Genomic DNA, 12,469 nt, shown 5'->3' with positions numbered 1-12,469 from the left:
GCCCGGAGGAACCGTGCCCGCCCCGTCCCGCCACCGCGTCGCGCTGCTCCTCGCCGCGGCCGCCCTGTCCCTGGGCGCCTGCACGTCCGCCGAGCCCGCGGGCACCGAGCGGGCGTTCACGCTCCCCGGCGCCGGCACGACCATCGACGTGGTCACCTCGACGGCCGGCGCGGTGCTCGCCGACGGGCAGGGCCGGGTGCTCTACGCGCGCGTCCCGGCCGGGGAGTGCGCCGGCGAGTGCCTCGCGCAGTGGCCTGCCTACGTCGCCGAGGGGGTGCCGCACCCCGCCCGCCCGGCGCTGAACCCGTTGCGCACCGAGGTCATCGGCACCACCGCGACGGCCGGCGGCGAGCAGGTGACCTACGCCGGGCACGTCCTGCACCGCTTCGCGGGCGACACGACGCCGGGTGCGGTGACCGGCCAGGGCGTCGAGGCCTTCGGCGGGACCTGGCTGCCGCTGAACCCGAACGGCGACCCCGTCCCGGCACCCGCCGTCCGCTGACCCGCACGGGAGAGCCCCGGCCGGGTCCGGCCGGGGCTCTCCCGTGGGTGACGGTGCCGCGGCCGGCTCACACCAGCGGGACCAGCACCCCGATCACGACGAACGCGACCCCGACGACCAGGCAGGCCGTCGCGCCGCGGCGGATGACCGCGATCCGGTGCTGCTGCAGCTCGGCGGGCATCCCCGGGACGGCACCCAGCGCGGCCGCGTGCCGGCGTCCCGCCCACCCCATGAGGGCGAGCAGGACGCCGACACCGGCGAAGCTCAGGAGGCCCCAGACGGGGCTCACCCGCCACCACCGGGTGCGGGCGGGACGGTCTGCGGCGTACCGGAGGGCAGGCCGGGGCTCGCCCCGGTGGGGGCGGTGTCCGGGTCGGCGGGGCGGTAGTCGTCGGCGTAGCGGACGTCGCCCCCGCGCAGGGAGTCGTTCATCCACTGGCCCCAGACGGTGATCCGCCGGTCGAACAGCACCAGCTCGCGGAGCCGGTCCTGCACCTGGTCGAAGTTCGCCGGGACGCCCGGGGTCACCGCACCGGACCGGCCGACGTTCCAGCCGAACTGGTTCTGCACCGGCCCGAAGACCTGGCCGGCCGGGGTCTCGAAGGCGGCCTTCGCGTAGTCGGGCTGCAGCTGGTCGGCGCTGATCGGGCCGAGCGCGCCGCCGTTCGCCCGGGTGGCGTTGTCGATGGTGCTGGCCCGCGCGACGGTCGCGAAGTCGGCACCGCCCCGCAGGTCGGCCGCGATCTTGTCGGCGGCCTCCTTGCTGGCGACCACGATGTTGGACAGGTCGCGCTTCTCGGGGGTGCCGAGCCGCTCGGCGTACTTCGGGAAGTCGGCGCGCAGGTCGTCGTCGGTGACGGCGACGTCCTTGGTGACCCGGTCGAACAGCTCGCCGACCACCATCTGCTGGCGGACCTCGGTCATCACCTTGTCCTCGGTGGTGCCGACGTTGCCCAGGACCTGGACGAAGTCGTCACGGGCGCCGGGGCCGTTGCCGAGCTGCTGGGTGATGTACTCGTCGAGGGTCTGGCGGACCTTGGCGTCGGCGATGCCGACGCCCATCTCGGCCGCCCGGTCCTCCAGCACCATGCTCAGCGCGACGGCCTTGGCGGCGTCGCGGCGGAAGCCGTCCATCCGCACCGGGTCCTCGACCGGGGGCTGGACGCCGTAGAGCGCCCGCAGGGTCTGCACCCGGTCGTCGAGGTCGGTGACGGTCACGACCCGGTCGCCGACGGCCAGCGCCGCGCCGTCGGGTACCTGCTGCATCTTCCACCAGACCCCGCCGCCGATCCCGGCGACGAGGGCGAGGACGAGGACGCCCGCCACGATCCGGCCGGTCCAGGTGGTCCGGACACGGTCGAGGGCGGCGCCGGCGATCCACGCCAGTGTGGACTTCAGTCGCATCACATCACTCCAACGAGCTTCTCCGGGGCGGGGGTACTCCCGGAGATCCCGACCCCGGCCGGTGCGGGCGGGAACGCCCGCACCACCAGGCGCGCGGCCAGGTAGGACAGCAGTACGGACAGCGCCAGCAGCAGCCCGAACTCGCGCATGAGGGCGAGGTCGGACAGCGCCAGCACGGCGAACCCGGTGCCCGAGGTGAGGGCCGCCAGGGTCACCGCGGTCCGCAGGCGCGGGTCGCGCGTGCGGACGGCGTCGCAGGTCATCACGGTGAACTCGCAGCCGACGGCGGCGGTCAGCGACCCGAGCGCGACGGTGAGCGGGTTCAGCGGGATGCCGAACGCCCAGAGCAGGAACAGGTTCGCGCCGGTCGCGAGCACGGCGGCGAGCGCGGCGCGCAGCGCGTCGCGGCGGTGCCGCAGCCCGACCGCGAGCACCAGGGCCGCCGCGACCAGGCCGGCGGTACCGGCCAGGTAGCGGTCGGCGGAGACCAGCTCGTAGCCCTGCACCGCGACGGCGGGCAGCCCGGACACCTCCGCGAGGAAGCCGGGCGGGGCCGGGGGCAGCTCGGCGGCGATCGCGTCGGTGAGGTCCCGGAGCCGGTCGAGGTCGTCGAGCCGGACCCCGAACGACAGCACCGCGACCTGGCCGTCGGGCCGCAGCACGGCCCCGGTGAGGTAGGGGGGCAGCAGCCGGACCCCGGCGCGGATCTGCTCCTGGTCCGGGGTGGGGCCGAGGAACGACAGCAGCGACGGCGCCGAGAGCGCGGGGCGTGCCTCGTCGCCGTGCAGCCGCACGATCCCCTGCTGGGCGGTCGTCATCCACTCCCAGGCCTGCGGGGTGAGCACGTCGCCCGTGCCGTCGGTGGAGCGCAGCACGACGGCGAGCTCGCCGCCGGACCCGAGGACCTGCTCGACCCGGGTGGCGTCGTCGACGGCGGGCAGCCCGGCCGACAGCGCGTCCACGCTGGTCTGCAGGGGCAGGAAGGGCAGCGTGGCCCAGCCCCCGACCGCGACCAGCCCCGCCAGCACGACCGCGACCAGCCGGGACCGGCCCGGCCGCGCGATCGGCTCGTCGGCGCCGGCGGGGACCTCGCCCCCGGCGCCGCCGGCGGCGGTGCCGTCGGCGGCCCCGTCGACGGCGGGTGCACCGCCCGCGGGTGCGGCGCTGTCGGGTGCACCGCCGGCGGGTGCGGCGCTGTCGGGTGCACCGCCGGCGGGTGCGTCGGACGGGCGGTCCGGTCCGGCCCAGCCACCGGGGCGGTAGACGAACCAGCCGAGCGCCACCGCGAACGCGACACCCAGGGCCAGGGTCGACCCGAGGTCGCGCACGAACGGCAGCGGCGACAGCAGCAGCGCACCGAAACCGGCCGCCGTCCCCGCCGCGACGACGACGACCGTGCGCGGCCGCGCCCCGCGGGCGAAGTAGGTCGGGTAGTAGCTGCCGAGCCCGACCAGGACCGGCAGGAACGCGACCACGCCCAGCGAGACCGGTCGCCCGGCCCAGCCGAGCACGGCCAGCGTCGCCGCGGTCGCGGCCAGGGTGACCGCGAGCGGGATCAGCCGCCGTCGCCGTCGGGTCCAGGGCACCACGAAGAGGCACAGCCCGATCGCGACGACCGCGACCGCGCCGAGGACCGGCGCCTCCCGGTCCACCGCGGTGCCGAGCGAGGCGGTGATCGCGGGGACGCCGGAGACGGTCGCCTCGGCGGGCAGCTGCGCCTGCGTGACGGTCGCGTTCACCGCGGCGACGAGCTGCTCGGTACCGGCCTGGTCGAGTCCCTCGCGGGGCCGGACCAGGATCGCCAGCGACCGCTGGTCGGGGACGACGTAGCGCCACTGCGGGCGCGGCTCACCCCCGGACCCCATGATCGAGTGGTCGATGAAGCGCTGGTTGCGCAGGGTCGGCAGCCCGACGGGCAGGCCCTGCACGATCAGCGGGCCGTAGCGGGCGTCGAAGGCCGCGACGGCCGCGTTCCCGGCGGCGACCGGGTCCTCCCCGCGCTGCTCGGCGGTGATCGCCGCGGCCCGCTGCAGGCCGTCGCGGCGGCCGGTGAGCTCGGCGAGCAGCTTCTGCGACTGCGACGCCAGCTGGTTCAGCGTCGTCGCCGGGCCGTAGACCGACGCGACGTCGGGCAGCTGGGACAGCTGCCCCTCGACCCCGAGGACCCGGGGCAGCACGTCCCGCTCGAGCAGGCCGGGGGCCTGCGGGGCGCGCAGCAGCACGACGATCGGGTCGCCGCCGAAGGACCGGGCGAGCTCGGTGTAGCGCTGCACCGACGGGTCCGACGACGGCAGGAACGACTCGACCCCGGTCTCGACCTTCACCCGGGACACGCCCGCCACGGTCAGCGCCACCAGGGCGAGGACCATGATCAGACCCAGCGCGGAACGCCCCGAAGGGCGCAGGGCCGCGAGTGCGGCCCTACGCCCTTCGAGGGTCGTGCGGGACGGGCGGGTCATCCGCCGAGCCCCAGGAGCCCACCGCCGGACGGTTCCGGCGCCGGCGCGTCGCCGCGGGCGGCGTCGCCCTCGGGCTGCGGCCCGACGGTCGGGGCCGGTCCGGGGGGCGGCGAGTCGTTCGCCGGTCCGGGGTCGGCCACCTGCGGCGGCGGCGCGTCGTCCTCGGGGCCGACCTGGGTGCCCGGCCGCGGGTACGGGTTGTTGTCGTCCAGCGGCGGGATGTCGTTGAGCGGGACGGGGTTGCCCGCGAACGACTGGGCGTGGAACACCAGCATCACGCGCAGGAGCGTGCCGTTGGCGTCACCGCGCGACACCGTCTCACCGAAGTTGGTGAAGAACTGGTAGATGTCGCCGCCGTAGGGCTTGAGGTACTCCAGCATCGGGTTGAGCTGGAGCAGGGCCCGGTCGGCCTCGGGCAGCAGGGCGCGCAGGTCGTCGGAGAACTGCGGGACCCGGTCCAGGGTGACCGGGGCCTTGCCCAGGGTCGCGTCGAGCGAGGGCAGCAGCCCGCGCAGGTCGCGGGTGGTCGCCGGGAGCTCGTTCAGCGCCGCGTTGAGCGCGGGCGCCGCCCGGTCCAGGTTCGCCGCGACCGGGCCGAGCCCGCCGGCGAGCCGGGACAGGTCGTCGCTGGCGTCGTTGGCCGCCTTCAGCGTCGGCGGCAGCTCCCGGATGGTGTTCTCCAGGTCGGTGCGGCTGTTCGCGGTGACCTCGGTGACCAGGTTGGCGTCGGTCACCAGGTCGGCGATGCGGCCGCGCTGCACGTCCAGCGCGGCGAGCACCGCGGCGGTGTTCTGCGACAGCTGCTCGAGGTCCTTCGACTGCGCGGCGAGCGCGTCGAGGGCGGTCCCGCCCTCGCGGCCGAGCTGGCCGAGGCCGGCCAGTGCGCCGTCGACGCCCGCCTGGGTGTCCTTCGTGGCCGCACCCAGCGACTGCAGGGTGGAGGCCAGCGCGACGCGGCGGTCGTCGGGCAGCGTCCGGATCAGATCGTCGAGCAGCACCGCGGACTGCACGGCGCCGTCGGGCAGCCGGGCGCCGTCGGGCAGCTCGGCACCGCGGCCGTCGACGAGGGACACGTAGGTCTCCTCGACGAGCGTCTTCGAGTTGATCCGGCCGGTGACGCCCTCATGCAGCGGGATGGCGTTGTCGTCGGTCATGTTGACGACCACCTCGGCGCGCCCGTCCGGGGTCGCCTCGACGGTCAGGACCTTGCCGACCTTCACCCCGTTGAGGGTGACGTCGGACTGCGGGACCAGGTTGTTGACCTTGTCGACGTGGAACGCCGTCGTGTACTGCTCCTGGGTGTAGCCGGGCACGTAACCGCCGACCGAGGTCCAGAAGAACAGGAACACGAACGCCGACGCCGCGGTGAAGGCGAGCAGGATCGCCGTCCTGATCGCGGGGAGCGCGGAATGGGGGATCTTCATCCGGGGGTCACCTCCTTACCGGGGCGTCTGGGTGAGCTCGTCGGCGCCGGGCGCCGGGATGGTGGTCGGGCCGAACTGGAGCAGACCGCGGAGGATGCCGCCGTTGGCATCGCGCAGGCTGGTGACCGACGACGTCTGGTAGACGAAGGCGTTCAGGTCCGGCAGGTACTGCTCCAGGCCCGCGGTGACCGGGTCGAGCCGGCCGGAGATCTCCTCCAGCGCGGGCAGCGTGCCGTTCAGGTCGTTCACGAACGGACGCAGGTCCGCCGCGACCGGCTTGAGCTTCTGCGCGACCGGGCGGGCCTTGTCGACGGTGGTGTCGAGCGTGTCGACGGTGTCGGTCAGCCGGTCCAGGGCGTCGGGCAGCTGCTCCGAGGCGGCCAGGACGTTGTCCAGGGTCGGGTCGAGCTGGTCGGACAGCTGCTGGACGTTGCCGGTGGCCGCGCCCAGGTTGTCGACGACGCCGGGCAGCTGGTTCAGCGAGTCCCGCAGGGCCTGGCTCTGCGCGGACACCGTCCTCAGCGTGGTCGACAGCGAGTTCGCCAGGGTGGTGAGCCGCTTCTCGTCGCCGCCGACGGCCGTCGACAGCTGCCCGATCGAGGTGACCAGCCGGGCGAGGTTCTCGCGCCGCAGGTCGAGCTGGTCGACGACCGGCTTGAGCCGGTTGACCACCTCGGTCGTGGCGCGCACGCCCTGCGGGAGGTCCTGCGGCGCCGTCGCCAGCGCCACGTCGGAGGCCTCCAGCAGCGACTGCACCGCGGCCAGCGCGTTCTGGTCCAGGTGGGCCAGGGCCGCGTCGATCTGCACCGGCGGCTTCGCGTTGGCGACGGGGAGCACGCCGTAGTCGTCGAGGACCCGGCCGGCAGGGGTGCCCGGGTCCATCTCGATGTACATCTCGTTGAGCGGGCTCTTCGGCCGCAGGACCACGGTGGCGTTGTCGTAGACGGGGCCGTCGTAGTCGTTGCGGTCGATCGCCAGGAGCACCCGGCCGGTGCCCTCTGGGGTCAGCTCCGAGGAGCGGATGTCACCGACCGGGACGCCGGACATCCGGACCTCCTGGCCGCGGCCCGGGGCGAGCGCCGGGGTCTCGGAGAAGGTCGCATAGAGCATCGTCTCGTTCGCCCACGGCGTGACGAACCGCTGCTGGGACAGGATGTAGCCCCCGCAGACCAGGCCGAGCACCATCACCACGGCGAGCGCGATGACGTTGCGGCCCAGGCCCGGCTCGTTGCGGACCCGGTCCACGGCCGAGCGCACCCGGGTACCGAGGCCCCGCGGTGCGTCCTGCTGGGGCGTGGGAGTTGCCGTCATCATCGACCACCCGTCCCGTGGAAGATCTGCTGGAACATGTTCTCCAGGCTCACCGAGCCCAGGCCGGGCACGGTGCCGAGCCCGGGTCCGGGGTGGAAGGACACCGCGTGCCCGTTGGGGTCGACGTAGGCGCCGGTCTTGTTCAGGTTCGAGAACATGTGGCCGACCTCGTCCTTGAGCGGGACACCGCGGCTGTCGACCGCGGAGTAGGGGCCCTCCCCGACGAACGGGGTGTTCAGCGAGTCCAGGACCGGACCGTTGAGCCGCTCCAGCGGAGCGGGCAGGTCGTCGAGGACCCGGGTGGCGCCCTCGCTGGCCGGGATCAGGCCCTCGACCAGCGGCCGGGTGTCGACCAGCGCGGCGCGCAGGTCGGACACCAGCGGACGGGCGTCGGCCAGCACCGGCTCGGCGCGGCCGAGGAACCCGTCGAGCTCCTGGACCGCCGGCCGGGCCGGGCCCGCGGTGTCGCGCAGCTTGTCCAGCGAGACGTTCAGCCGCTTCAGGCCGGCGTCGGTGGTGTCGAGCACCCCGGGCAGCCGGTTGATCGCGTCCGCGACCGGGCCGGAGGTCTCCGCCATGACCTGCGTGGTGTCCTGCAGGTTCGCGGCGATGCCGTCCAGCTGGCCGGGCTCGCGGTTGAGCGCCCCGGTGGTCCGCTGCAGGCCCCGCACGACGTCGGTCAGGTCCTTCTCCGGCTGGGTGCCGCGCAGGGACTCGATGACCCCGGCACCCGGGCCGAGGGTCCCCGGCGCGGCGGCGAGGAGCTCGTGCAGCGCCTCGTTGCCGCCGGCGTTGCCGAGGGTCTCGTCGAACTGGGTGATCGCGGTCGTCGCGCCCTCGAGCGCGTCGGGCTGCAGCCGCTCGGCGACGTCGTCGAGCTCGGTGGGCAGCCGGGTGCGGTCCACCGGGATCTGCTCGGTCCACTCCGCGGAGCGGTCACCGCCCGGGACGATGTCGATGTAGAACAGGCCGGACAGCAGGGTCGTGGGCCGCAGCCGCGCCGACGGCTGGTCGCCGACGGCCTCGACGACCTCCGGGTCGACGACGACGGTCACGATCGCACCGCCGTCGGGGGCCGGGTCGACCGAGGAGACGACGCCGGAGTCGACGCCCGCCACCTTCGCCTTCGACGCGTCCTCGAACAGGAACTGGTTCGCGGAGAAGTGCATGGTGCGGGTCGGCGAGCCGGTCAGCTTCGCCATCAGCGTCTTCACCTGGGGCTTGTACAGACCCAGGGCCAGTGACACCAGCATCAGGCCGATGACGGCGAGCGCGGCCACCCACAGCGGGAGGCGGCGCCGCAGCCGCGGCGTCGAGGCGGGGGCGGTCATCAGTTACCTCCGAGAAGGCCGCCACCGGCGGCGCTGTCGCCCTGACCGGGCTGCTCCTCCGGGGTCCGGTTGGACGGGCCCGGGGCGGGCAGCAGGCCCAGCGAGGCGTCGTTCGGCGCCTGGCCGGGGGCCGGGTAGGGGTCGCTCGCCCGGGTCGGGTCGGGCAGGCCCGCCGCACCGGCGAAGGACTCCGGCCGGACCATCAGCGTGAACCGCAGGTGGTGGCCGGCGGCGTCGCCGTCGGACAGCGCGAAGCTGGCGTGGGTGAACCACTGCGCGATCTCCGGCGAGTAGGGCGCCAGGACCTGCAGCGGGGTGTTCGCGAACCCGACGCCCTGGGTCACCTTCGGCGCGACGGGGCGCGCGTCGGCGACGGCGGGGGTCAGGGAGCCGAGCGCGGGCTCGGCCGAGTCCGAGACGCCGGGCAGCTTGTCCAGCGGCGTCGGGGCCTCGACCAGCACGCCCCGCAGGTCCGGGGTGGAGTCGCCGAGCGAGCGGGCGCCCGGCTGCAGCTGCGTCATCGCCGAGTTCGTCGACGCGAGCGGCTGCTGCAGGTCCTCCAGGGCCCGGCGGGCGGCGGGCAGCGCCTCGGGGGCGATGTCCAGGGTGTCGGCGAGCGCCTTCCCCTTGTCCGCGTTGATCGCCGCCAGCGTGGTGTCGAGCTGCCCGACCAGGGAGGAGATCTCCTGCTCCCGGCCGGCGAAGCGCGAGGACAGGCTCTCCAGGGACTGGAGCATCGAGGTCAGGTCGCGACCGCCGTCGACCGACAGCGACCGGGCGGTCGTGCCGAGCGAGGGCAGGATCTGCGGACCGGCCTTCGCCACGTCCTGCAGGTCCTGGCCGTGTCCGGCGGCGCCGTTGCCGAGCTCCTGCAGCGCGGAGCGCGAGGCGTCCTGGGTGGCCGGGTCGAAGACCTTGGCCAGGTCGAGCAGCTGCACGGCGCTGCGGGAGCGCTGCACCGCCAGGACCTCGTCCTCACCGAGGACGCCGGCCGGCTCGCTGCCGATGTCGAGGTCCAGGTACTGCTGCCCGAGACCGGACCGGCCGGTCACCGTGGCCGAGCCGTCCTTGAAGACCTGCGTGGCGGCGTCGTCGAGCTGCATCCGGACCTGCGGGACGCCGTCGGCGAGGGTGATGTCGTCGACGCGCCCGACCCGGACCTGGCCGACCCGGACGTCGTTGCCGACGGCGAGGTCACCGGTGTCCGACACGGCCGCGGTGCGGAACTCGTGCTGGGCGAAGGGGAGACCCTTCTGGGCGGTCAGCGCGACGTAGAGGAAGAAGCCGGCCGCGACGAACATCAGCAGGCCGATCAGGCCGGACCGGAAGCGCGCGCCGCGCTTGGGCTTGGCACTCGCCATCACTGGCCTCCCAGCAGTGTTCCGAGCGCGCCCTGCTCCTGCTCGGGGCTGAGCCCGGTGGCGCTGCTCTCGGGGGTGGGCTGGCTCTGCAGCAGGGTGTTGGAGTCCTGGCCCGGCTGGGCCGCGGTCCCCGGTCCCGGCTGGGACGGGGCGGGCTGGTTCACCTGCTCGTTGGGGGTGGCGTCGGGCGCGGGCGCGGGGGCCGCGTCCGGCAGACCGCCCGGCGCGAAGCCGGTGACCGGGTCGCCGTTGAGCACGTAGCTGGCCCGGAAGTAGTGGGACAGCCCGTCCTTCTCGTTGGTGGTCAGCGCCCAGTTCCGGATGAAGCCGAGGACGTTGCCGAGGTTGCCGTTGAGGTCGCGCACGATCGGCTCGGCGCCGGTGACGGTGCGCTGCAGGTCCGGGCCCGCGGCCCGGAGCTCCGCGGCGACCGGCTGCGCCTGGTCGAGCAGCTCGCTCGCCCGGTCCAGGACCGGGTCGGCCGAGGCCAGCGCCGGGTCCGCCGAGTCGGCGAAGCGCTGCAGCTCGCGACTGATGTCCACCAGGTTGTCGGTGGTCGGCCGCAGGTTGCCCAGGGTGACCGCGGTGGACTGCGCCGTGCCGGCGAGCTCGCCGAGGGTGGCGCGGGCCGCGGCCAGGGTGCTGGGGAGCTCCTGCAGGGTGCCGCGCAGCTGCGCGTCGCGGGCGGAGGTGGTGTCGAGCAGCGACGTGGTCGAGGCGACCAGGCCGTCGAGCCGTCTGCCCTGGTCGACGGCGAGTGCGCCGGTGACCGGCTCGACCTGGTCGATGACCCGGCCGAGCAGCTCGTTCTGGTCGGACAGGACACCGACGAGCTGGTTGGTGTCCTTCATGGCCGGGGCGAGCGCGGCGAGGGTCTTCTGGATGTTCTCACCGTTGTTCTGCGTGCCCTGGCCGAGCGTGGTGACCAGCGCGGCCAACGCGCCGGCCGTCGGGTCGTCGAGGGTGTCGAGGATGTTCTGCAGGTCGGCCTCCTGGCCGGTCCGCTCGACACCGATCGGCGTGTTCATCGGCAGCTCGGGCGAGCCCGGGGTGCCGGTGTTCAGGTTGAGGAAGCGCTCACCGAGCAGCGAGACCGGGGCGACGGTCACCTTCGCGTCGGAGTGGATCGGCAGGGCACGCGCGTCGACGCGGAGCGGGACCTCGGCGACCTTGCGCTGCGGGTCGAACTGCAGCTGGCCCACCTCGCCGACCGTGACACCGTTGATCTTGACCTGCTGGCCGGCGAGGATCGGGCTGACGTCGGTGAACTCCGCGATCACGATCCGGCCGGACTCGGCGTTCGAGATGCCGGCCGCGGCGCCGGTGCCCGCGAGGAGCGCGACGAGGCCGACGGCGAGGATCCGCCAGCGGGAGAAGCCCAGGGTCGAGCTCATCGCGGACCCTCCCCGCTGGCGTCACCGAGCTGCGGCAGGAGCGGCGCGCCCGGGTTCTGCTCGCCGTTGCCGGAGGTCTCGTCGGCCGAGCCGGGGGCCGGGTTCGGGTTGGGGACGATCCCCGGCGGCGTGACGCCCGGCGGGTAGATGACCGGCGTGGCGGGGCCGGCCTGCGCGAAGATCCGCATGTAACGGCCGTTCGAGTCGAAGTTCTGGGCGGCGGAGCCCCACGTGGAGAGGAACCCGACGACCTCGGGGGTGTAGGGGCGCAGCGCCTCGAGCACCGGCGCGTAGCCGCCCGCGGTCTCGGCGAGGCCCGGCAGCGCGCGGTTCGAGGAGTCGAGCAGGCCGGGGGTGCGGTCGAGCAGCGCCGACGCCGCCTCGAGGGTGGGCTTGAGGTCGGCGACCAGCGGCCGCAGGTCCTGCAGCAGCGGGGCGAGCTGCGCGGACACGCCGGGCAGCTTCTCCGTCGCCGGGCGCAGGTCCTCCAGCAGTGGCAGTGCCTCGTCGGTGACGCCGGGGACCTTGTTCAGCGTGCCCTGCGCGGTGCGCAACGTCGGGGGCAGCTTGGCCAGCGCGGCGCGCAGCTGCTCGCGCTGGGCGGCCGTCGCGCGGGCGCTGGTGCCCAGCTCGTCGACGACGGCGCCGAGGTCCTGCTGGCGCCGGGCCAGGGTGTCGACGGTGCCGTTCAGGTCCGTGACCAGCTTGGAGATCGCGGGACCGTCGGTGCCGATGCCGCGCAGCACGTTGCCGACCGCGGCGAGCGCGGGTCCGGCGGTGTTCACGGTGGCGTTGAGGTCCTGCTCGTGCCCGGTGACGGTGTTCTGCAGGGTCCCGACCAGGCCGGTCAGGCGCGCCCGGGTGGGCTCGTCGAGGGCGGCGAGCACGTCGGCGACCTCGGTCGGCTTCGGGAAGTCGCCCTGCACCATGCCGCCGCTGGGGATCTCGGCGTAGTCCTTGGGACCGTCCTGCACGAACAGCAGGCGCTCACCGACGACGGCCTTCCACTGGACGTGGACGAACGCGCCGGCGTGCAGCGGGGCGAGGCCGTCGTCGACGGTGAACTCGACGACCGCGTGGCCCTCCTCGGGCCGGACGGAGGAGATCTCCCCGGCCTGGAAGCCGTCGATGTAGATCGGCGCACCGGGGATGAGGTTCGGGTTGCCTGCCGGCAGGACGGCGCTGACCGTGTAGGGCTGCGTGCCGCCGACGGCGACGAACACACCCCCCACCACGAGCAGCGCCACCATCCCGGCGGCGAGCTTGCCCAGGAGTCCGCTCAT

The 12,469-nt window shown here is 74.5% G+C and carries 10 protein-coding genes; 1 reads left to right on the top strand and 9 read right to left on the bottom strand.

From position 1 onward, the window contains the following. Positions 1-13: 13 nt before the first annotated feature. Positions 14-502, top strand: coding sequence for a COG4315 family predicted lipoprotein (locus tag ATL51_RS28310; RefSeq protein ID WP_157818412.1), 489 nt, complete (start codon positions 14-16; stop codon positions 500-502). A 67-nt stretch (positions 503-569) separates the two neighbouring features. Here the strand turns inward: ATL51_RS28310 and ATL51_RS17580 are convergent, their stop codons facing one another. From ATL51_RS17580 to ATL51_RS17540, 9 genes are all read right to left on the bottom strand, one after another. Next, complete coding sequence (locus tag ATL51_RS17580; RefSeq protein ID WP_100879237.1) at positions 570-791, bottom strand: hypothetical protein; 222 nt, start codon at positions 789-791, stop codon at positions 570-572. Continuing rightward, positions 788-1,906 (bottom strand): peptidyl-prolyl cis-trans isomerase, encoded by a 1,119-nt coding sequence (locus ATL51_RS17575; RefSeq protein WP_100879236.1) that lies wholly within the window; start codon positions 1,904-1,906, stop codon positions 788-790. The genes ATL51_RS17580 and ATL51_RS17575 overlap by 4 nt, the downstream gene beginning before the upstream one ends. After that, a complete protein-coding gene (locus tag ATL51_RS17570) occupies positions 1,906-4,275 on the bottom strand; it encodes an RND transporter family protein (RefSeq protein ID WP_100879235.1) in 2,370 nt (789 codons plus the stop codon). The genes ATL51_RS17575 and ATL51_RS17570 overlap by 1 nt, the downstream gene beginning before the upstream one ends. Before the next feature lie 86 nt (positions 4,276-4,361). Then, complete coding sequence (locus ATL51_RS17565) at positions 4,362-5,789, bottom strand: MlaD family protein (RefSeq protein ID WP_100879234.1); 1,428 nt, start codon at positions 5,787-5,789, stop codon at positions 4,362-4,364. Between the two features lie 15 nt (positions 5,790-5,804). Then, positions 5,805-7,100, bottom strand: coding sequence for an MlaD family protein (locus tag ATL51_RS17560; RefSeq protein ID WP_100879233.1), 1,296 nt, complete (start codon positions 7,098-7,100; stop codon positions 5,805-5,807). Further along, positions 7,100-8,431: an Mce/MlaD family protein gene (locus ATL51_RS17555; RefSeq protein WP_100879232.1), complete on the bottom strand. Its 1,332-nt coding sequence runs from the start codon at positions 8,429-8,431 to the stop codon at positions 7,100-7,102. Before ATL51_RS17555 ends, ATL51_RS17560 begins: the two co-directional genes overlap by 1 nt. Next, complete coding sequence (locus ATL51_RS17550; RefSeq protein ID WP_100879231.1) at positions 8,431-9,792, bottom strand: MlaD family protein; 1,362 nt, start codon at positions 9,790-9,792, stop codon at positions 8,431-8,433. Before ATL51_RS17550 ends, ATL51_RS17555 begins: the two co-directional genes overlap by 1 nt. Next, positions 9,792-11,186 (bottom strand): MlaD family protein, encoded by a 1,395-nt coding sequence (locus tag ATL51_RS17545; protein ID WP_100879230.1) that lies wholly within the window; start codon positions 11,184-11,186, stop codon positions 9,792-9,794. The genes ATL51_RS17550 and ATL51_RS17545 overlap by 1 nt, the downstream gene beginning before the upstream one ends. Continuing rightward, positions 11,183-12,469 (bottom strand): MlaD family protein, encoded by a 1,287-nt coding sequence (locus tag ATL51_RS17540; RefSeq protein ID WP_073575634.1) that lies wholly within the window; start codon positions 12,467-12,469, stop codon positions 11,183-11,185. Before ATL51_RS17540 ends, ATL51_RS17545 begins: the two co-directional genes overlap by 4 nt.

Origin of the sequence: Pseudonocardia alni, assembly GCF_002813375.1 — a bacterium.
In the GTDB taxonomy this organism is placed as follows: domain Bacteria; phylum Actinomycetota; class Actinomycetes; order Mycobacteriales; family Pseudonocardiaceae; genus Pseudonocardia; species Pseudonocardia alni.
The sequence above is the reverse complement of the archived record's forward strand: the minus strand, read 5'-3'. Positions and strand labels throughout refer to the sequence as shown.

Coding starts and splice junctions, on each gene's coding strand:
- ATL51_RS17550 (WP_100879231.1), bottom strand. CDS start 9,792: ATGGCGAGTGCCAAGCCCAAGCGCGGCGCGCGCTTCCGGTCCGGCCTG.
- ATL51_RS17570 (WP_100879235.1), bottom strand. CDS start 4,275: ATGGTCCTCGCCCTGGTGGCGCTGACCGTGGCGGGCGTGTCCCGGGTG.
- ATL51_RS17540 (WP_073575634.1), bottom strand. CDS start 12,469: ATGAGCGGACTCCTGGGCAAGCTCGCCGCCGGGATGGTGGCGCTGCTC.
- ATL51_RS17575 (WP_100879236.1), bottom strand. CDS start 1,906: ATGCGACTGAAGTCCACACTGGCGTGGATCGCCGGCGCCGCCCTCGAC.
- ATL51_RS17560 (WP_100879233.1), bottom strand. CDS start 7,100: ATGACGGCAACTCCCACGCCCCAGCAGGACGCACCGCGGGGCCTCGGT.
- ATL51_RS17565 (WP_100879234.1), bottom strand. CDS start 5,789: ATGAAGATCCCCCATTCCGCGCTCCCCGCGATCAGGACGGCGATCCTG.
- ATL51_RS17555 (WP_100879232.1), bottom strand. CDS start 8,431: ATGACCGCCCCCGCCTCGACGCCGCGGCTGCGGCGCCGCCTCCCGCTG.
- ATL51_RS17545 (WP_100879230.1), bottom strand. CDS start 11,186: ATGAGCTCGACCCTGGGCTTCTCCCGCTGGCGGATCCTCGCCGTCGGC.